Raw genomic sequence first — 19200 nt, forward strand, 5'->3', positions numbered from 1 at the left:
GGGTGGAGCAGGGCCCAGCGTGCGGCGTCCCGGCCGAGGCGGAGGGGGTCGGGATCGCCGGGGGCGGGGACGGGGCGGATGGCGACGGGGCGGGTGGTGCTGGGGTGGCGGGTGCTGGGGTGGCGGGTGCTGGGGTGGCGGGTGACGGGCAGATCCGCGGGCGCCTCCACAAGCGCCTCCACGGGCGCCGGCGGCCCGATCGCGTCGACGCGTACGCCGAGGGCGGCGGTCCACTCCGGGTCGAAGGCCTCGGCGGTGGTGCGCACGTGGGCGCCCTGGGAGCGCAGGATGCGCGCGGCGGCTTCCGCGACGACGACCGCACGCAGGTCGTGGGGGCAGTGCAGCTGCACGATCCCGCCGTCGGGCTCGCCGTCGGGCTCCTCCACGTACCCGTACCGGGGGCCGCGGCGCAGGATCTCCTGAACGAGGGCGGCGGGCGCGGTGCCGTGAAGGCTGATGTTGAGGAATCCGGGCCCGGTGAGGACGACGTCACGGATGCCGTCGGCCTCGACGAGGTAGGGCCGCAGCACCTCGGCCACGCGGCGGGGCGGCTGCCCGGCCGGCCGGGCGAGCTGGAGGGCGATGCCGGTGGCGTAGTCGCCGCACCCTCCGGGCCCCGGCGGAGTGACCACGGCCCGCGCCGGGACGGTCACACCGAGCTCCCCCGCGTCGACGGCGCGACGCACCGCGTGCAGCACGGTACGGGAGAGCTCTACGGGGGTCACGGGTCAAGCGTAGGGGAGGAGGGGGGTGGGTACGCGAACAGGTTTGGGGCTGATCCCGGGATGTGGACGGAAAGCGCGGTGGAGCACCGCGCCCGCTCAGGCCGGACGGGTCGGCGGCGCGGCGGGAGCGGGCGACTCCCGCTCCTCCCCCGCCACCCCGAACACCTCCCGGAACGCCCCCGCGTCCCCGAGGACCTTCCGCTCCACCAACCGCCGCACGAGCGCGACCAGTTCGGCGGGTTCGAAGGGCTTGGACAGAAAGGCGTCGACCCCTGCCTCGAATCCGGCGTCGACCTCGTACTGCGTACTGGCACTGACCATGGCGATGGGAAGGTCCCGCGTACGCGGATCGGCACGCAGCCGGGCGGCGGTCTTCACCCCGTCCAGCCGGGGCATGACCACGTCCAGCGTGACGGCGTCGGGCTGCACCTGATGGACGACTTCCAGACACTCGGCACCGTCGGCCGCGGTCACGACCTCGAAGCCCTCCAGCTCGAGATTGACCCTGATCAGCTGCCGGATGACCTTGTTGTCGTCCACAACAAGAACCCGGCCAGACGCCCTAGGCACAACTCGAGAGTAGGTCGGGACCGGCCACCGCGTCCGGGTTTTCCCCACTTCCGCCCCGTGCGGGGGAGGAACGGGGCGGAAGGTGACGGCGGGCGGGAACCCCGGGTGGTGCGGGGGCGGCCCGCGCGAGTGACGCGGTCCGCGAAAACCCGTTCATGACCACCCCGGACGAGCTGGTAGTGTTCTACCCGTCGCCGCGAGCAACACCAACCGCGACCGACACGCCCCCGTAGCTCAGGGGATAGAGCAACGGCCTCCGGAGCCGTGTGCGCAGGTTCGAATCCTGCCGGGGGCACCCTGTATGAGGTGCCCAAAGACCCCGTCACCAGCGGAAACGCTGAGAACGGGGTCTTCGCGTATGTGCAGGCGTATGCGGCCCGGAGCGGCCATATGTCAGGTGCTGGGGACTAGCTGTGGACTGTTCGAGCACCTCGTCCCCGGCCTGCCGCATTCCGCAGGGCGACCACCGCATCTCTCCAGTCGACACGTCGCCTGCGGCAGCCATGCCAGCCGGAAAGCTGCTGGGTCGGGAGGATGATGGGTAGGATGAGTAGCATGAGTGAGCCCACCGGCAAGTACTCGATCACCATGCCGCGCGACATCGCCGAAGCCGCCAAGGCCCGCAGCGGCCCCTCCGGCCTGTCCGCCTACGTGGCCGCCGCTGTCGCCCGCCAGATCGAACGCGACAACCTCAACGAACTCATCACCGTCGCCGAAGCCGAGCACGGACCCGTCACGGACGACGAGATCCAGTCCCTGCGCGACCAGCTCAACCAGGCCCGTCGCGAGCAGACCCGGCACGGGGCGAGCGCAGCGTGACCCGCTCTCCCGCAGTCCCCGGCGGCACCCTCGTCCTCGACAGCGAAGGCCTGGCCAAGGCTGTCCTGCGCGACCGTACGGTCACTGCCTGGCTAGCCCTGGCCCGCGCCGACGACCTGCGTGTGATCACCTCGGCGGTCACCCTCGTCGAAGTGGTCCATCCCCGCATCAACCGCCCGGCCCTGGAATGGACGCTCTCCCGACTCGTCATCGAACCGGTCACCGAGCCCATCGCCCGCCACGCCGCCGCTCTCCTCGCTGACGCCGGCCTGCACGGCCACAAGTACGCCATCGACGCCATGCTCGCCGCGACCGCCCTGGCCGCACCAGGCCCGGCCACCATCCTCACCTCTGACCCAGAGGACCTCACTGCCCTCTGCGGCGGACGCGCGACCGTGATCAAGATCTGACCGCTCCGCCCCGTCGAGGCCGCGGTCGGAGTCTCCGCGCTCTGCCCATTCTCGCGAGGGCAGCCGGCCGGAACGGCCGGTTACGTGGTCGAGCCCATATCGGTCGCCCCGTAGTCAGGGTCGTACAGGCGCAGCATGGAGACGAAGCTGTCGAGCAGGTCGAGTTGTTCGGCCCTGAGTGACGGCGCGTTGAAGTGCGTGACCGTGTTGCGGACATCCTCCTGCATGAGGTGCCCAAAGACCCCGCCAGCAGCGCTTTCGCCGGGTCGGGGTCTTCGCGTGTGTGCAGGCGGGTGTGGCCCGGAGCGGCTGTATGTCGGGATCTGTGGACGAGGCGTGGACGGGATCTTGGAGCATCGCCGCGCATGAGACGACTCAGTCCGACCGGTCAGCGAACAGGGCTTGTCGCACAGCCGCTCTCAGCCCCGCTGCCTCATGGTGAGACATCCGTCCCCCAATCCCACAGAGCCTGCAGGACAGGGCCGAGTCGGTGTCCACTCGGGGTGAGCGCATAGCGCACTCGCGGTGGCCAGCCCGGTCGACGGTCGCGCTCGACGACTCCGGCCTCGCCGAGTTGTGCCAATCGGTCGGACAGCACCTTGTCCGACAACATGGGCAGGGCCGCACGCAGCTCGCTGTAGGAGCGGTCACCACGTAGCAGTTCGCGAACCACCAACGTCGTCCAGCGGCCGTGCAGGGCCGCCAGCGTGATCTCCACCGGGCACTCGGGGGTTGGTGCGGTGACATGCGCGCGCGGGTCGTCGGGGAGCCCTGCCGGGTGACCAACCGTTCGGTGAGTCACGAGACCGCCTCCTAACGTGTGGGGCACTTCGATTCTCCCGCCCCGGAAGGACGTCTGTCGATCATGCGAGCCTTGGCCGATCGGCCCGAAGAGGTGCCCGCGGTGTTCGCCGAGCGATTCAACAGCGGCGACGCCACCGCGTTGGCGCAGGTCTACGAGGACGCGGCAGTGCTGGTCCCGCAGCCGGGAACGCCGGTGACCGGCCCCGACCTGCACGCCGCCAACGGCCGCCTGCAAAAGCTCGGAGTCCCCATCTCGGTCCGTCCGCGGCACGTGTACCGCAACGGAGACCTGGCGCTGCTGATAGTCGACTGGGCCATCGACGGGACCGACCGGGAGGGACGGGCTGTGCACGTCGAGGGCACTGCCACCGAGGTTGCCCGGCGGGGTCCGGACGGCCGTTGGCGGTATGTCATCGACAACCCCTTCGGCACCCGCGCGCAGCAGCTCCCCACCGAGGACCCCGTGGAACCAGCGTTCTGAGCGAGCACACCTGGAAGACATCGAAGCCCCTGGCGGATGCCAGGGGCCTCGGACACGGTCAGGCGGGGTCACTCGTACGCGCGAAGCAGGTCCTCGATGCGGCCGGTTGGCGACGTCCTGCCGTCCGTCGAGGCACTTCGTCAAGACCTCACCAGCAGCAGCGATGCTGAGGGTGGGGTCTTGTGTCGTGTGCCCTCCGGAAGAGTCGCAGTGGGCGCGATGATCTCCTGGCCCCTCCCCCCGTCGGCCGGGTCGCGACCGGCTGACCGGAGGGGGCGGCCGGCGTGGCTCGCTGGATGTCGGTGGCGCGGTCGCCGCGGCGTGTCCGTGCGGCTGGGGTCACAGGTCGAAGGACGCGGCGACGGGCAGGTGGTCGCTGGTGGTGGCGGGGAGGGTCCATGAGCGGGTCGCGGGGAGGTGTCTGGACAGGATGTGGTCGATGCGGACGACGGGGAACGCGGCCGGCCAGCTGAAGCCGAAACCGTTGCCCGCCGTGTCCTGTGCGGAGCGGAGTCCGGAGGTGACGGACGTCAACGCCCTGTCGTCGGCACTGCCGTTGAGGTCACCGACGAGCACGGTCCGGGCCAGGGGTTCGGTGCTCAGGGCGTGGGCGAGGCGGTCGGCGGCCTCGTTGCGGCGGTCGGTGGTGAAGCCCCGGCTCGGGAGCACCCTCACCGAGGCGAGGTGTGCCACGTACACCGCGACCGGGCCCTTCGGGGTGTGCAGCGTGGTGCGCAGTGCGCGGGGCCACGGCATGATCGGTACGGCCCGGGTGTCGCTGATCGGGACCTTGCTCCACACGCCGACCGTGCCCATGACCGCGTGGTGCGGGTAGGCGGCGGCGAGGGCGCGCTCGTAGTGCGGTGTCGCGGGCGGGGACAGTTCTTCCAGCGCGATCACGTCGGCTCCGGACTCGGCGAGGCGGCGGGCGGTGCCGGCCGGGTCGGGGTTCGCGCTGTCGACGTTGTGCGAGACCAGGGTCAGGTCGCCCCGTCCGCGTTCCTTGTCGAGCAGTGCGTGGCCATGCAGGGACAGCCAGACCAGAGCGGGCAGGGTCAGGGCCGTCACGGCGGCGGCGGAGCGGCGGGCCAGCGCGAACAGCAGCAGGACGGGCACGGCCACCCCGGTCCAGGGCAGCAGGGTCTGGGCCAGGCTGCCGAGGTTGCCGAAGCGGTTGGGCAGGTGGGGAAGGATGAGCATCCCCAGGGCCACGGTGACGGCGAGGGCGGCGACGACGCGGCCCCGCCGCCAGGACAGCGGCAGCCACCGGCGCAGCGGGGCCCGCGGGGGGCCGGGGCGGGGAGGCGGGTCCGTCGGCGCTGACGTCCGCGGGAGGGACCGGATCATCGCCCGGCCGCCTCGGCCGTCCGGGCTTCCAGGGCGCGCGGCAGCTTCTCGCGCAGCGCCGAGATCAGCGCGGCACTGGCGTCGCGCGCCGCCGGGCCCGCCTCCGGCGGACTGGTGCCGGCACGCTGATGGAGTACGGCCCCGAGGACCAGCCGCTCCGCGCCGCGCACCGTCACGGTCGTCGCCCAGACCAGGTTGCCGCCCGCCGCTGTGGTGGTGCCCGTCTTCACGCCGATGACGCCGTCGCGGCCGAGCAGGGTGTTGGTGTTGGCGATGGTCCCGCTGCCGGGGACGGTCGCGCGCGGCTCGGCGACGATCGAGCGGAACGCCCGGTCCTTCATCGCCTCCCTGGCGAGCGTCAGCTGGTCCCGGGCGGTGCTCGTGGTGGTGGCCTCGACGCCGCTCGCGCCGGTGTAGGTGGTGTCGTCCATGCCGAGTTCCCGCGCGGCGCGGTTCATCTTGGCCACGAACGCCTCCTGGCTGCCCGCGTCCCAGCGGGCCAGGAAGCGGGCGATGTTGTTGGCGGAGGGCAGCAGCATCAGTTCCAGCAGCTGTCGCTGGGAGAGCTCCTGTCCCTGCCACACGTACGCGGTCGTCTCGGAGCCGGACCCCGACTCGTCGGCGGCGGTGGCGTCGATCTCGACGGTGGGCCCGGGTTCCGTGGCGCTCAGGGGATGCTCCTGGAGCAGGACGTACGCGGTCATCATCTTGGTGAGGCTGGCGATCGGCACGGGCTCGTGGCCGCCGTGGGCGCCGAGGCTGCCCAGGCCCTCGGCCCACACCGCCGACTGGCCCTCCTTCGGCCAGGGCAGGGACAGGGCGGTCGGCGCCTCACCGGCGGGGCGGGTGCCGGCCGCCTCGTGGCGGTCCGCGCCGTCGCCGAACGCCCCGCAGGAGGCGATCACCAGCAGCAGCGCGGCCCCCACGATCACCCCCTGCAGCACACGGTTGCGCGCCACCGCCCCGCCGCGGCCGGCCGGCTCCCGGGGGGTCGCGCCGGGTTCGGTCCGGTCGGGCCGGTCGGTCCGGTCGGTCCGGTCGGTGCGGCGAAGGCCGTCGAGGCCGGGTACGTGGTCGCGCCACGCCATGCGGGCACCTCCGGGAGAGAGCGGACGATCATGTCCGTGCCATCGTCCGGTCGGGAGGTGTCGGCATCGCCGCCGTCACGCATCCACTGACGCGTGGTCCTGTATGCGTCGCGGCGCGGCCGCGTATCAGCCGTGTATCGGCTCGGCCGTGTATGGGCTCGGCCGTGTCGGCTCACCCCTGCCGGCTCACTCCTGTGCCGGCGGTTCGTCCTGCTCGGGCAGGCGCAGGGTGGCGACGGCTCCGCCGCCCGGGTGGTTCGCCAGGGTCAGCTCCGCGCCGGTCACCTGGGCCTGGCCGGCCGCGATGGTGAGCCCGAGCCCGTGTCCGCGCCCGCGCTCCGTCGCCGCCGTGCGGAACCGCTGGGGGCCGTCGGACAGCAGTTCCTCGGGAAAGCCGGGCCCGTGGTCCCGTACGACGACGGTCAGGCCGTCGACGGTGACCTCGACCGGGGGGTTCCCGTGCCGGTGCGCGTTGACCACCAGGTTGGCCAGGATCCGGTCCAGCCGCCGCGGGTCCGTCACGGCGACCACCGGCGCGCCGGTCACCGACACCCGGGCCTCGAGCCCCGTGCGCCGCACGGCGTCCTCGACGAACGGCCCCAGCGGCACCGGGACGCGTTGGGCCTCTTCGGTGCCGGCGTCGAGACGGGAGATCTCCAGCAGTTCCTCCACCAGCGTCCGCAGCGTCCGCACCCGGTCCATCACGAGGTCGGCGGCCTCGCCGGGCGGCAGCAGCTCGGCCGAGGTCACCAGGCCCATCAGGGGCGTGCGCAGCTCATGGGCCACGTCCGCGGTGAACCGCTGCTCGGTCTGGAGCCGCCGTTGCAGCGCGGCGGCCATGGTGTCCACCGTGGTGGCGATCTCGGCGATCTCGTCCGAGCCCCGGCCACCGGCGCCGACGCGGGCGTCGAGGTCGCCGTCGGCCACCCGCCGCGCGGTGCGCGTCACCCTGCGCAGACGCCGGCTGGAGCGCTCCGTGGCCAGCACGGACAGCGGCACGACGACGACGAGGGCGGTCAAGCCGGCCTGCAGCATGTCACGGTCCAGTGCGCGCAGCCGGCGCACCTCGCTGCCCATCTCCACCTGCACCGCCAGCACCTGGCCGTCCACGGCCGTCGCGGCGTGCATCCATTCCTGGCCGGGTCGGTGGTCGTCGTACCAGACGACCCGGTCCCCGGCGCGCAGCTGCTGCCGCACCTCCTCGGGTACCTCGGCGGGCGGGATGATGTCGTAGGTGTCCAGCACCGGCACGTCCCCGCGGGCCATGCCGGTGAGAGCCTCGTCGAGTGCCTGCCCGGCGCGCCCCTTGCCCAGGCCCAGCGAATGCTCCCAGGTGGCGCGGTGGACCAGGACCCCGACGGCCACCGCGACCGTGCAGCAGGCCACCGTCACCAGAGCGGCGACCTTCCACCGCAGGGACCGCAGCAGTGCGCGGACGGGCGCGCGGGCCACGTCAGATGCCATGTCAGCGGCGCAGCTTATAGCCAAAGCCGCGGACCGTCTCGATCCGTCCGGCGCCGATCTTCTTGCGCAGCCGCTGCACACACAGGTCGACGACGCGGGAGTCGCCGTCCCACCCGTAGTCCCAGACGTCCCGAAGCAGGCGCTGCCGGTCGAGCACGGTGCCCGGGCGTTCGGCGAAGGCGAGCAGCAGCCGCAGTTCGGTCGGGGTGAGGGCGACGGGTTCGCCGCCCCGGCGCACCTCCAGGGCCTGCGTGTCGAGTGTGACGTCGCCGAAGGACAGCACGGCCGTGCCGTCCGCCGGCCCGGTGCGCCCGTACGGGGCCGGAGGGGCGCCGGGGTCGGCTGCGGGGGAGTACGCGGCCCGGCGCAGCAGGGTCCGGATCCTCGCCACCAGGACGGCGGTGTCCACGGGCTTGACGATGTAGTCGTCCGCGCCTGCTTCCAGGCCCGACACCACGTCGGGGGAGTCACCGCGGGCGGACATCATCAGGATGGGCACCTGGCTCTCCTCGCGGATGCGGCGGCACAGGCCGATGCCGTCCAGATGCGGCAGCATCACGTCGAGGATCAGCAGGTCGAGCCGCTCCCGCTGGAACACCTCCAGGCCGGTGAGCCCGTCCCCGGCGACGGACACGGTGTAGCCGTAGCGCTCCAGTGCCAGCTGGAGCGACCTCCGGATCGCCGGGTCGTCCTCGACCAGCAAAAGCGCAACCACAACTGAGCCTCTCACCACACCACAGCGACACTTCCGGGCAGCATCGGCACGGAACAGAGCGAAATCGTAGCTCGCCGATCAATGCCAGGCAGTGGTGCCCGTGGGGGCCCTGTGCTCGCGGGGCCGGCCGGGCATCCCCCTCCGGCCGGCCCCGGGTCCTTCGGCCGCGTCACCCGGCCAGGGACAGGACCTTCCTCACCACCTGGCGCAGCACCGACTCCGGGTCCGGGGCGGGGCCGGGCGAGCGCCAGGCGACGAAGCCGTCGGGGCGGACCAGGACCGCGCCCTCCCGGGTCACTCCGTGGGCCTTCGCCCAGTCGGTGGCGTCGTCCTCGGGGGTCAGGTCGGCCTCCGGGGTTCCGCCCACGCGGTACGACTTCAGCGGGACCCCCAGGTCGGAGGCCAGGTGCGTGGCCGCCTCGTGCCAGCCGGCGTGCTGTGCCGCGTCACTGAGCAGGACCAGGGAGTCCTCGTAGAGGTCCAGCGTCGAGAGGCGGTCGGCCGTGTCCCCCCGGCGGAGCCAGAGGTGGGGGGCCCTGCTGCCGGGGGCGCCGGTGAGGTCGAGGCTCTCCGGGACCACCGGCGCGCCCGGGTCGGCGCCGACGACCGCACCCTGGGGGTAGCGGTAGCCGAGGGCGACGTTGAGGATGCCACGCTGCGGGCCGCCGCCGGGGGCACCGCCGGGGCCGCCAGGACCACCGGCGGGGGGACCGCCGGGACCACCAGCACGACCCATGGGGGCACCCCCGGGACCACCCGCGGAGCCACCGCCGGGACCACCAGGACCACCCGCGGAGCCACCGCCGGGACCACCAGCACGACCCATGGGGGCACCCCCGGAGCCACCACCGGGACCACCGGCGGAGCCGCCCGCGGGACCGCCCCCCGGCGCTCCACCGCCCATCATCGGCGGCGGGGCGAAGCCCGGGTGGCTGTGTTCCACCGAGCGGGCCGCGGCGCGGGCGCTGGTGGCCTCCGCGACCGGGCGGCGTTCGGCGTCGTACGTGTCCAGGAGGCCCTCGCCCGCCCAGCCCTCCAGCACCGCGGCCAGCTTCCAGGCGAGGTTGTGGGCGTCCTGGATGCCGGTGTTGGAGCCGAAGGCACCGGTGGGGGACATCTCGTGGGCCGAGTCGCCGGCGAGGAGGACGCGGCCGGAGCGGTAGCTGCGGGCGACGCGCTGGGCGGCGTGCCAGGGGGCCTTGCCGGTGATCTCCATGTCGAGGTCCGGGTCGCCGATCGCCCGGCGGATGTGGTCGGCGCAGCGCTCGTCGGTGAAGTCCTCCACGGTTTCGCCCCGCTCGGGGTGCCAGGGGGCGTGGAAGACCCAGTTCTCCCGGTTGTCCACCGGGAGCAGGGCGCCGTCGGCGTCCTCACTGGTCAGGTAGCAGACGATGAAGCGGCGGTCGCCCACGACGTCGGCGAGGCGGCGGGAGCGGAAGGTGATGCTGATGTTGTGGAAGAGGTCGCCGGGACCGCTCTGCCCGATGCCGAGCTGCTCGCGGACCGGGCTGCGGGGGCCGTCGGCGGCCACCAGGTAGTCCGCGCGGATCGTGGTGTGCTCGCCGGTCTCCCGGCTCTTCACGATCGCCGTGACGCCCTCCGCGTCGGTCTCGAACGAGAGCAGCTCCGTGCCGAAGCGCAGGTCGCCGCCGAGGTTCGTGGCGTGCGCCAGGAGTTCGGGCTCCAGGTCGTTCTGGCTGCACAGGCACCATGAGCTGGGGCTGAAGCGCGCCAGTCCGTTGCCCGGGTCGATCTGCCTGAACAGCCACTCCCCCGCGTCGCCGACCAGCGTGGGCGTCTGCAGGATGCCGTGGTTGTCGGCCAGTGTGGCGGCGGCCCGGCGGATGTCGGGCTCGGTGCCGGCCACCCGGAAGATCTCCATGGTGCGGACGTTGTTGCCGCGACCGCGTGGGTGGATGGAGGTGCCGGCGTGGCGCTCCACCAGGGTGTGGCGGACGCCCAGCCGGCCCAGGAACACCGAGGTCGACAGGCCTACCAGGGAACCTCCGACGATCAGTACCGGAACCCGGTGGACCGCCGGTTCCGATCGATCGGCTCTTGCGTTCATCGCTCGTCCTCCATTGTTTCGTTCCTGCGGCTGTTCAGTTCCTGTGGTTGTCATGTCGTGCGGTTGCCTCGTCCCCGCAGCTGTCTCGTCCCTGCGGTTCTCTCGTCCCGCGGTCGTCACGTCCCTCGGTCGTCACGTCCCGCCGGTCGTCACGTCCCGCCGGTCGTCACGTCCCGCCGGTCGTCACGTCCCGCCGGTCCTGTGGCTGTTCTGCCGTCGCCGTTGTCCGTCCCACCGGCTGTTCCACCGTCAGGCCGTCCCGCTCCACCGGCTGATCCGCCGTCACGGCCGTCTCGCCCCACCGGCTGATCCGCCGTCACGGCGGTCTCGCCCCACGGCCCGCGTGACAGATGTGTGCCGGGGCCTTCATGCATGCCCCGCGCGGCCCGCCCAGGCCCGCGGCGGCGCAGGCTTCACCCGCTTAACCCGCCTGGTTCGCGGTCCCCGCGGGCACGGCCCACGATCGTGCTTACGCGACCGCCGCGTCCCGCCGACCACGGCGCGCGCCGCGGCGATCACTGCCCAGTCCACGAGGAAGTTCCCCGAGAAGAGGTGGGCCGGATGACGGTCTCTCCCGTCGAAGCGACGGATACCGTGTCGGCGGATGCCCTGTCCATGGACGCCCCGGCGGCGTCGGCCGCGGAGGCGGCGGGCGCGGGTGGCGTCTCGATATCCGCGTTCGACGGTTCTCGCGTGCGGGTCGTCCTGATGCTCGACATCCACGACGGAATGCAGCAGGAGTTCCTGGACGCCTACGAGCGCATCCGCGACCGGGTCGCCGCCGTGCCGGGACACGTCAGCGACCAACTGTGCCAGTCCCTGGAGAACCCCACCCAGTGGCTCCTCACCAGCGAGTGGGAGAGCGCGGCACCCTTCCTGGCCTGGGTCAACAGCGACGAGCACCTGGACACCGTCGAGCCGCTGCAGGACTGCGTCCGCGACACCCGCTCCCTGCGCTACAGCGTCCTGCGGGAGACGACGACCGGCGAACGGGCCCCGGCCGACCGGCCGCTGCGGTCCGCCCCCCGGATCGGGAGCAACGTCGTCCGGCACGCCCTGACCTTCACCGTGCGGCCCGGCAGCGAGGACAAGGTCGCCCGGCTGCTGTCCGAGTACGTGTCGCCCGAGGCGCACGTCGACGACTCCACCCGGCTGCTGCGCACCTCGCTCTTCCTGCACGGCAACCGGGTCGTACGGGCCGTGGAGGTGCGGGGCGACCTGCAGGCCGCCCTGCGTCACGTCGCCCGGCAGCCCGGGGTGCGGGCCGTCGAGGAGGCACTCAACCCCTATCTGGAGCAGGACCGGGACCTTCGCGATCCGCAGTCCGCCCGGCGGTTCTTCACCCGGGCCGCCATGCCGGCCGTCCATCACGTGGGGTCCGTCGACGCCGACGACCCGCACCCACGGCGAGTCGCGCTGCTCTACCCCGTCCGGACCGGCGCCGGTCCGGAACTGGCCCGGCTGCTGGCCCGTCAGGACGCGGCCGCCGCGCACGCCCCGGACAGTCCGGTCCTCTCCGCCACCGTCTTCCACCGGGACGACCTCGTCGTACGGCTCGTGGACGTGGCGGGTGCCCCGGAGGACGCGCCCGCGTTCGTCCTGGGCCTGCACGGGCCGGCCGACGCCTGTGACGACTCCGGAGCCACCGGGACCGGTGGCATCACCCGGGCCGAGCGGCTGCTGGACACCGCCGCCGTCGGTGTCGACGGGCCCCTGACGGACGTCCGGGCGCTGTCCGCGCTGCTCGCGCGGGCGCGTATGACGCCCCTGACCGACCGGCGCTCGAGCGGCTACTGAACCGCGCGTCCGGACCGCGCGTCCGGGGCGGGCCCAACGGCGCGCCCGCCGGGCCGCGTGGCCCCTCCTCCCTCCCCATCGCCTTCCGTCACCCCCGGAGTGAACGACATGACAGACCAGCAGGTACGCATCGTCTCCCTCGGCGACATCGCGCCGAACCGCCGCCGCGGCGGAGACCTCCGCGCCCTCCTCACACCCACCACCGCCGGGTCGACCAGCGGCTTCATGGGCGTGGCCATCGTGCAGCCCGGCGACCGCATCGCCGAGCACTACCACCCGTACTCCGAGGAGTTCGTGTACGTCACCGACGGCATGCTCGAGGTGGACCTGAACGGTGCGCCGCACTCCCTTTCCGTCGGGCAGGGTCTGCTGATCCCGCAGGACATGCGCCACCGTTTCCGCAACGTGGGTGACGTCGAGGCGCGTCTCGTCTTCCACCTGGGGCCGCTGGCCCCGCGTCCGGAGCTCGGCCACGTCGACACGGAGGACGCGGCGGGCAACGCCCTGCCCGCCGATCGCGACCGCACGCAGGACGGACGTCCCGCCGCCGCGGCCGAGGCGGTGTCATGACCCGGCGTCGGGTCGCCGTGACGGGCATAGGCGTCGTCGCCCCGGGCGGGATCGGCGTGCCCCAGTTCTGGAGCCTGCTGTCCGACGGCCGTACGGCGACGCGCCGCATCTCCCTCTTCGACCCGGCCGGGCTGCGTTCGCAGATCGCCGCCGAGTGCGACTTCGAACCGTCCGCGCACGGGCTGGGTCTCGCCACGGTCCAGCGGTGCGACCGGTACGTGCAGTTCGCGCTGGTCGCCGCCGCCGAGGCGGTGCGGGACGCGCACCTCGACCTGGCGCGGGAGGACCCCTGGCGGGCCGGCGCCACGCTGGGCACGGCGGTCGGCGGCACCACCCGGCTGGAGCACGACTACGTCCTGGTCAGCGAGCGCGGCTCCCGCTGGGACGTCGACGACCGGCGGGCCGAACCGCACCTGGAGCGGGCCTTCACCCCGGCGACGCTGTCGTCGGCCGTGGCCGAGGAGTTCGGCGTCCACGGTCCCGTGCAGACGGTGTCCACCGGGTGCACGTCCGGTCTGGACGCGGTGGGGTACGCCTATCACGCCGTCGCCGAGGGACGCGTCGACGTGTGCCTGGCGGGCGCGGCGGACTCACCGATCTCACCGATCACCATGGCCTGCTTCGACGCCATCAAGGCGACCTCACCGAACAACGACGACCCCGCGCACGCCTCCCGCCCCTTCGACGCCGAACGCAACGGCTTCGTCATGGGCGAGGGCGCCGCGGTGCTCGTCCTGGAGGACCTGGAGCACGCCCGGGCCCGTGGCGCGGACGTGTACTGCGAGATCTCCGGCTACGCGACCTTCGGCAACGCGTACCACATGACCGGGCTCACCAAGGAGGGCCTGGAGATGGCGCGGGCCATCGACACGGCGCTCGGCATGGCCCGGCTGGACGGATCCGCCATCGACTACGTCAACGCGCACGGCTCCGGCACCCTGCAGAACGACCGGCACGAGACCGCGGCCGTCAAGCGCTCGCTGGGCAGCCACGCCTACGCGACGCCGATGAGCTCGATCAAGTCCATGGTGGGCCACTCGCTCGGCGCGATCGGCTCGATCGAGCTGGCCGCGTGCGTGCTGGCGATCGCCCACCAGGTGGTGCCGCCCACGGCCAACTACACGACCCCCGACCCCGAGTGCGACCTGGACTACGTGCCGCGCGAGGCACGGGAGCGGACGCTGCGGCACGTGCTGTCGGTGGGCAGCGGCTTCGGTGGCTTCCAGTCCGCGGTCGTACTCAGCGGCTGCGAAGGAGGGCTGCGATGAGCGGACCACAACGGACCGGGCGCCGAGGCAAGGACGAGAACAGGCGCGCGGTCGTCACCGGACTCGGCGTGGTGTCCCCGCACGGCGTCGGGGCCGAGGTGTTCTGGAAGGCGGTCGCGGACGGCACCAGCAGCCTCGGGCCCGTCACCCGGGACGGCTGCGAGCACATGCCGCTGCGGGTCGCGGGCGAGGTGCGCGGCTTCGACGCCACGGAGACGGTCGAGGACCGCTACCTCGTCCAGACCGACCGTTTCACCCACTTCGCGCTGGCCGCCACCGACCTGGCCCTGACCGACGCCCGGTTCGGGCGTGCCGACGTCGAGTCGCCGTACTCGGTCGGGGTCGTCACCGCCGCGGGCTCGGGCGGCGGCGAGTTCGGGCAGCGGGAGCTGCAGAACCTGTGGGGACAGGGGTCGCGGTACGTCGGCCCCTACCAGTCCATCGCCTGGTTCTACGCGGCCAGCACCGGCCAGATCTCCATCCGCAACGACTTCAAGGGTCCGTGCGGTGTGGTGGCCGCCGACGAGGCGGGCGGTCTGGACGCCCTGGCGCACGCGGCCCTGACCGTGCGGGGCGGCACCGACACGGTGGTCTGCGGCGCGACGGAGGCGCCGTTGGCCCCGTACTCGATCGTCTGCCAGCTGGGCTATCCGGAGCTGAGCCGCGCCACCCAGCCCGACCTCGCCTACCGTCCGTTCACCGCCGCGGCCTGCGGGTACGCGCCGGCCGAGGGCGGTGCCGTGCTCGTGGTGGAGGAGGAGCGGGCGGCCCGGGAGCGCGGGGCCGAGGTGCGGGCGACGGTGGCCGGGCACGCGGCGACCTTCACCGGTCCCGCCCGCTGGGCCCAGTCCCGGGCCGGCCTGGCCCGCGCCATCGAGGGCGCGCTGGCCGAGGCGGGCTGCCGGCCCGAGGAGGTGGACGTGGTGTTCGCGGACGCCCTCGGCGTCCCGGAGGCCGACCGGGCGGAGGCGCTGGCGCTGGCGGACGCGCTCGGCCCGCACGCGCGGCGGGTACCGGTCACCGCGCCCAAGACCGGGACCGGACGGGCGTACTGCGCGGCTCCGGTGCTGGACGTGGCGACCGCGGTGCTCGCCATGGAGCACGGCCTGATCCCGCCCACCCCGCACGTGCTCGACGTGTGCCACGACCTGGACGTCGTGGTCGGCCGCGCACGCCCCGCCGAGCCGCGTACGGCACTGGTCCTCGGCCGCGGGCTCATGGGCTCCAACTCGGCGCTCGTCCTCCGGCAGGGCGCCGCGCCGTCCGCGGACCGATGAGTGACGGCCCACGGGCCACCGCCCGTGGCCCATGACCGGCCGACCCGACCAACGCCATCCCCGAGTGAGCGCCGCATCCCGGCGCGCAGACCGAGTGAAGGAGCAACCCCATGACCGACCAACTGGACTACCAGGTGACCGTCGAGGAGCTGGCGGCGCTGATGAAGCGCACCGCCGGCGTGCACGTCGACCCGGTCACCCTCCAGCAGCAGGCCGACGACGTCTTCGACACGTTCGGCCTGGACTCCCTCGGCCTGCTGGGCATCGTGGCCGAGCTGGAGAAGCGGTACGCGCTGGGCCTGCCGGAGCAGGCCGAGCGCTGCAAGACGCCCGCCGATTTCCTCGCGCTGGTCAACGGCGCCCTGAAGACGGGAGTGTGACGTGGCAGGCCACACCGACAACGAGATCACCATCGCAGCTCCGATGGAGCTGGTCTGGGACATGACCAACGACATCGAGAACTGGCCCCGGCTGTTCAGCGAGTACGCCTCCGTGGACGTGCTCGAACGGGACGGCGACCGGGTCACGTTCCGGCTCACCATGCACCCGGACGAGCAGGACCGGGTGTGGAGCTGGGTGTCCGAGCGCGTCGCCGACCCGACGACCCGGACCGTGCGCGCGCACCGGGTCGAGACCGGGCCCTTCGAATACATGAACATCGTCTGGGAGTACAGCGAGACCCCCGAGGGCACGCGGATGCGCTGGGTCCAGGACTTCGCGATGAAGCCGGAGGCACCCGTCGACGACGCGGGGATGACCGACAACATCAACCGCAACTCGCGCACCCAGATGGCACTGATCCGGGACCGGATCGAGCAGGCCGCGGGCGAGCGGCGGACCGCCGCGGTGCTCGCCGACTGACCCCGCCGATCCGACGACCGAACCGAACGGGCCGACCGAACGGGCCGACCGAACGGGCCGACCGAACGGGCCGACCGAACGGGCCGTACGAACGGGCCGTACGGCCCGGCCGACACCGATACGAAGGGCACTTCCCCATGCACCACACCCTGATCGTCGCCCGGATGGCACCCGGTGCGGCACCGGACATCGCGAAGGTGTTCGCCGAGTCCGACCGCGGCGAACTGCCCCATCTGGTGGGCGTCAACCGGCGCAGTCTCTTCGAGTTCGGTGACGGCGTGTACCTGCACCTCATCGAGAGTGACGAGGACCCGGCCCCCACCATCGGGAAACTGACCGGGCACCCGGAGTTCCGCCGGGTCAGCGAGCGGCTCGAACCGTACGTCTCGGCGTACGACCCGGCGACGTGGCGCGGTCCCAAGGACGCGATGGCGCGCTGCTTCTACCGCTGGGAGCGGACCGCCGCCGGCTGACGGGCCGTTGCCGCCCGCACCGCTTCGGGGTCGCCCGGCTCCCGCCGGGCGACCCCGAAGCACGTGCGCGCGGACGACCGGGCCGCGCACCTCTCGCGGACCCCTCTTGTCACCGAAGGGTTGCCCCGGGAGGTCGAACTTGTGTGTGAGAAGGCCCACTTGAGGTCCTGCGATGGTTTCGCACGTCCTTCCGCTTTGATCTTAGGGGCGCAAAAGCACGCAGAAGCGCACTGTGCGCGCCCCCGAAGACCGGCAGAGAGGACGCAACGTCGTGGGCCGATCCACCGCCCGCCAGCCCCGCCGAGGAACGACGTCGGACGGTGACGGACGGCTGTCCCGCTCCCGCAGACGGCGGCGCCGCAGAACCACCCGCGTGGTCCTGGCCGGCCTGTCCCTCGGTGCCGTACTGGTCACCGCGGGCGTCGCGGTCGCGTACTGGCGGGAGACCCGGCCGCCGGTGACGGACGACCAGGCGGCGGACGTCGCCGACGCCCTCGACGCCGTCGAGCGCACGGCCGGCCCCGCCCCCTCGGCCGCGCCGTCCGGGACGTCGGGCCCCTCCGCCTCGTCGTCCGCCAAGGCCTCCCCCTCCCCCTCCCCTTCGCCCTCCTCCTCCCTCATCGACATCCCCGCGACCGGCCCCGGCACCTTCGTCACCGCCGAGGCCGACGGCTCGACCGTGGGCACCGGCAGCCGCGTCCGGCGGTACAAGGTCCTGGTCGAGGAGGGCATCGACGTCCGGGCGAGTGCCGCGGCGGCCGAGATATCCGACGTGCTCGCCGACCGCCGCGGCTGGACCAGGGACGGGACCAACTCCTTCCGGCTGGTCAGCTCGGGCTCGTACGACTTCGTGGTGAAGATCGCCACACCGGGCACCGTCGACGAGATCTGCGGCGCCGCGGGACTGCGCACCCGGGGCGAGGTGAACTGCGCGGTCGGCACGGACGTCGTGGTGAACCTCAAGCGCTGGGTGCTGGGCTCCCCGCAGTTCGACGGCCCGATCGGCGAGTACCGGGCGCTGATCATCAACCACGAGGTCGGCCACCGCCTCGGCCACGGCCACGAGACCTGCCCCGGCCCCGGACGGCCGGCCCCGGCGATGATGCAGCAGATCAAGGGCCTCAAGGGCTGCGTCGCCAACGCCTGGCCCTACGACAGCGACGGCACCTACCTGAGTGGGCCCTCGGTCCCCTGAGCCACCCGGCGGGGGCGTTGTGGGGACGCTGCGCGGGACAGCCGGCGTGAACACCGCATCCCCTGCGTCCATGCCGGCCGTCCTCGGGCGCGGCCCCGGGGCCGCACCCGCCGGTGCGCGCCCCGCCCGGGTCCGGAGGTGTCAGGCACTGCGCCTGCGGGAGGCCGTCTTCTTCGCGGTGCTCCTGGTGGCCGTGCCCTTGCCCGTCGTCTTCTCGGCGGTGCTGCCGGCGGCGGCCTTCCTGCCGGACCGGCCGGCCCGGCCCGACCCGGCCGTCGACTTCTTCGCCGAGGCGGTCGAGGCCGTCGCCTTCTTCGCGGCCGTCTTCTTCGCCGCCGTCGACGTCGACTTCTTGCCGCCGGTCTCCTTGGGCGTGGCACGGGACGACGTCTTGCGCCGCGGGAGGTTCCTGACCTCGGCCTCCTCGGCCTCCGCGGCCCCTTCCTCGCCGCGGGACTCCCGTGCCGCCCGCACGCTGTTCTCCAGCGCGGCCATCAGGTCCAGCACCTTGCCGGACGTCGCCGGTTCGGGGGTCTGGGGAGGGGCCTCACCGGACGCCTTCGCGGCGACGACCTCCTCCAGGGCCTCGCGGTACTCGTCGTGCAGGTCCTCCAGCTCGATCTCGCCGAGCGTGTCCATCAGGGCGTCCGCGAGGTCCAGCTCCTGGTCGCGGATGGTGACGCCGGCGTCCGGGGCGACCCCTTCGGGGGCGCGCACCTCGTCCGGCCAGAGCAGGCCGTGCATCGCGATGGCGTCGCCGACGACCCGGAGCATGCCGAGGCGCTCACGGCCGCGCAGCGCGAACTTCGCGATGGCGACCCGGTTGCTGCGCTTCAGCGCCTCGCGCAGCAGGGTGTACGGCTTGGCGGCGGGGGCGCCGCTCGCCGCGAGGTAGTACGCGGAGCCCATCTGGAGCGGGTCGATGCGCTCCTCGGGCACGAAGGCCACGATCTCGATCGTCCGGGCCGTCGGGATCGGCAGGTGCGACAGGTCCTCGTCGGTGATCGGGATCATCGAGCCGTCGGCGTCCTCGTACGCCTTGCCGATCTCGCCCTGGGTGACCTCGCGGTCCTCCAGTTCGCAGACCTTGCGGTAGCGGATCCGGCCGCCGTCCTCCGTGTGGATCTGGCGGAAGGAGATCGCGTGGCTCTCGGTCGCGTTCACCAGCTTGATCGGGATGCTGACCAGGCCGAACGAGATGGCGCCGTTCCAGATGGATCTCACGTGCCGCACCTTTCCGCTCGCTTGCCCCGCCGGGCATTTTGTCC

19 protein-coding genes, 1 tRNA gene and 2 pseudogenes are annotated in these 19200 nt (G+C 73.0%); 12 read left to right on the forward strand and 10 right to left on the reverse strand.

Annotated features, from left to right (window positions below):
- Window positions 1-725 (reverse strand): annotated as a pseudogene (locus KUM32_RS12200) (hypothetical protein); the annotation flags it as partial.
- A gap of 100 nt (window positions 726-825) precedes the next feature.
- Window positions 826-1343 (reverse strand): annotated as a pseudogene (locus KUM32_RS12205) (response regulator); the annotation flags it as partial.
- Between the two features lie 175 nt (window positions 1344-1518).
- Between KUM32_RS12205 and KUM32_RS12210 the strand changes: the two are divergent.
- The 3 genes from KUM32_RS12210 to KUM32_RS12220 all read left to right on the forward strand — a co-directional run bounded on the left by KUM32_RS12210 (window position 1519) and on the right by KUM32_RS12220 (window position 2524).
- A tRNA-Arg gene (locus KUM32_RS12210) sits at window positions 1519-1590 on the forward strand.
- A gap of 260 nt (window positions 1591-1850) precedes the next feature.
- A complete protein-coding gene (locus KUM32_RS12215; RefSeq protein ID WP_217141867.1) occupies window positions 1851-2114 on the forward strand; it encodes a CopG family transcriptional regulator in 264 nt (87 codons plus the stop codon).
- A complete protein-coding gene (locus KUM32_RS12220; protein ID WP_217141868.1) occupies window positions 2111-2524 on the forward strand; it encodes a PIN domain-containing protein in 414 nt (137 codons plus the stop codon). Before KUM32_RS12215 ends, KUM32_RS12220 begins: the two co-directional genes overlap by 4 nt.
- An 80-nt stretch (window positions 2525-2604) precedes the next feature.
- On the opposite strand, the gene KUM32_RS12225 is transcribed toward KUM32_RS12220, so the two are convergent.
- Entirely contained in the window at window positions 2605-2751 is a 147-nt protein-coding gene (locus KUM32_RS12225) for a hypothetical protein (protein ID WP_217141869.1), read from the reverse strand.
- A 206-nt stretch (window positions 2752-2957) separates the two neighbouring features.
- Entirely contained in the window at window positions 2958-3242 is a 285-nt protein-coding gene (locus KUM32_RS12230) for a helix-turn-helix domain-containing protein (protein ID WP_217141870.1), read from the reverse strand.
- A gap of 147 nt (window positions 3243-3389) precedes the next feature.
- On the opposite strand from KUM32_RS12230, the gene KUM32_RS12235 reads away from it, so the two are divergent.
- Window positions 3390-3809 (forward strand): DUF4440 domain-containing protein, encoded by a 420-nt coding sequence (locus KUM32_RS12235; protein ID WP_217141871.1) that lies wholly within the window; start codon window positions 3390-3392, stop codon window positions 3807-3809.
- 339 nt (window positions 3810-4148) lie between these two features.
- On the opposite strand, the gene KUM32_RS12240 is transcribed toward KUM32_RS12235, so the two are convergent.
- The 5 genes from KUM32_RS12240 to KUM32_RS12260 form a co-directional block, all read right to left on the reverse strand.
- Complete coding sequence (locus KUM32_RS12240; RefSeq protein WP_217141872.1) at window positions 4149-5156, reverse strand: endonuclease/exonuclease/phosphatase family protein; 1008 nt, start codon at window positions 5154-5156, stop codon at window positions 4149-4151.
- Entirely contained in the window at window positions 5153-6244 is a 1092-nt protein-coding gene (locus KUM32_RS12245) for a D-alanyl-D-alanine carboxypeptidase family protein (RefSeq protein ID WP_217141873.1), read from the reverse strand. The genes KUM32_RS12240 and KUM32_RS12245 overlap by 4 nt, the downstream gene beginning before the upstream one ends.
- 186 nt (window positions 6245-6430) lie before the next feature.
- A complete protein-coding gene (locus KUM32_RS12250) occupies window positions 6431-7708 on the reverse strand; it encodes a HAMP domain-containing sensor histidine kinase (protein WP_217141874.1) in 1278 nt (425 codons plus the stop codon).
- A gap of 1 nt (window position 7709) precedes the next feature.
- A complete protein-coding gene (gene cseB / locus KUM32_RS12255) occupies window positions 7710-8423 on the reverse strand; it encodes a two-component system response regulator CseB (protein WP_217141875.1) in 714 nt (237 codons plus the stop codon).
- 169 nt (window positions 8424-8592) lie between these two features.
- On the reverse strand, window positions 8593-10491 hold the full coding sequence (locus tag KUM32_RS12260) for an FAD-dependent monooxygenase (protein ID WP_217141876.1): 1899 nt from the start codon (window positions 10489-10491) through the stop codon (window positions 8593-8595).
- A gap of 561 nt (window positions 10492-11052) precedes the next feature.
- Between KUM32_RS12260 and KUM32_RS12265 the strand changes: the two genes are divergently transcribed.
- The 8 genes from KUM32_RS12265 (at window position 11053) to KUM32_RS12300 (ending at window position 17932) form a co-directional block, all read left to right on the forward strand.
- A complete protein-coding gene (locus KUM32_RS12265) occupies window positions 11053-12288 on the forward strand; it encodes a SchA/CurD-like domain-containing protein (protein ID WP_217141877.1) in 1236 nt (411 codons plus the stop codon).
- A gap of 108 nt (window positions 12289-12396) precedes the next feature.
- A complete protein-coding gene (locus tag KUM32_RS12270; protein ID WP_217141878.1) occupies window positions 12397-12858 on the forward strand; it encodes a cupin domain-containing protein in 462 nt (153 codons plus the stop codon).
- Window positions 12855-14126 carry a beta-ketoacyl synthase gene (locus KUM32_RS12275; protein ID WP_217141879.1) on the forward strand — a complete coding sequence of 424 codons (1272 nt, stop codon included), beginning with the start codon at window positions 12855-12857 and terminating at the stop codon, window positions 14124-14126. Before KUM32_RS12270 ends, KUM32_RS12275 begins: the two co-directional genes overlap by 4 nt.
- Window positions 14123-15403: a ketosynthase chain-length factor gene (locus tag KUM32_RS12280; RefSeq protein WP_217141880.1), complete on the forward strand. Its 1281-nt coding sequence runs from the start codon at window positions 14123-14125 to the stop codon at window positions 15401-15403. The genes KUM32_RS12275 and KUM32_RS12280 overlap by 4 nt, the downstream gene beginning before the upstream one ends.
- Before the next feature lie 110 nt (window positions 15404-15513).
- Window positions 15514-15783 carry an acyl carrier protein gene (locus KUM32_RS12285; RefSeq protein WP_217141881.1) on the forward strand — a complete coding sequence of 90 codons (270 nt, stop codon included), beginning with the start codon at window positions 15514-15516 and terminating at the stop codon, window positions 15781-15783.
- A 1-nt stretch (window position 15784) separates the two neighbouring features.
- On the forward strand, window positions 15785-16264 hold the full coding sequence (locus KUM32_RS12290) for an SRPBCC family protein (RefSeq protein ID WP_217141882.1): 480 nt from the start codon (window positions 15785-15787) through the stop codon (window positions 16262-16264).
- A gap of 137 nt (window positions 16265-16401) precedes the next feature.
- Window positions 16402-16737, forward strand: coding sequence for a TcmI family type II polyketide cyclase (locus KUM32_RS12295; RefSeq protein WP_217141883.1), 336 nt, complete (start codon window positions 16402-16404; stop codon window positions 16735-16737).
- 271 nt (window positions 16738-17008) lie between these two features.
- Window positions 17009-17932 carry a DUF3152 domain-containing protein gene (locus KUM32_RS12300; RefSeq protein WP_217141884.1) on the forward strand — a complete coding sequence of 308 codons (924 nt, stop codon included), beginning with the start codon at window positions 17009-17011 and terminating at the stop codon, window positions 17930-17932.
- A gap of 141 nt (window positions 17933-18073) precedes the next feature.
- Here KUM32_RS12300 and KUM32_RS12305 read toward each other — a convergent pair whose 3' ends face one another.
- Window positions 18074-19156 (reverse strand): Ku protein, encoded by a 1083-nt coding sequence (locus KUM32_RS12305; protein WP_217141885.1) that lies wholly within the window; start codon window positions 19154-19156, stop codon window positions 18074-18076.
- Window positions 19157-19200 lie beyond the last annotated feature (44 nt).

Source organism: Streptomyces sp. AC627_RSS907, assembly GCF_019049165.1.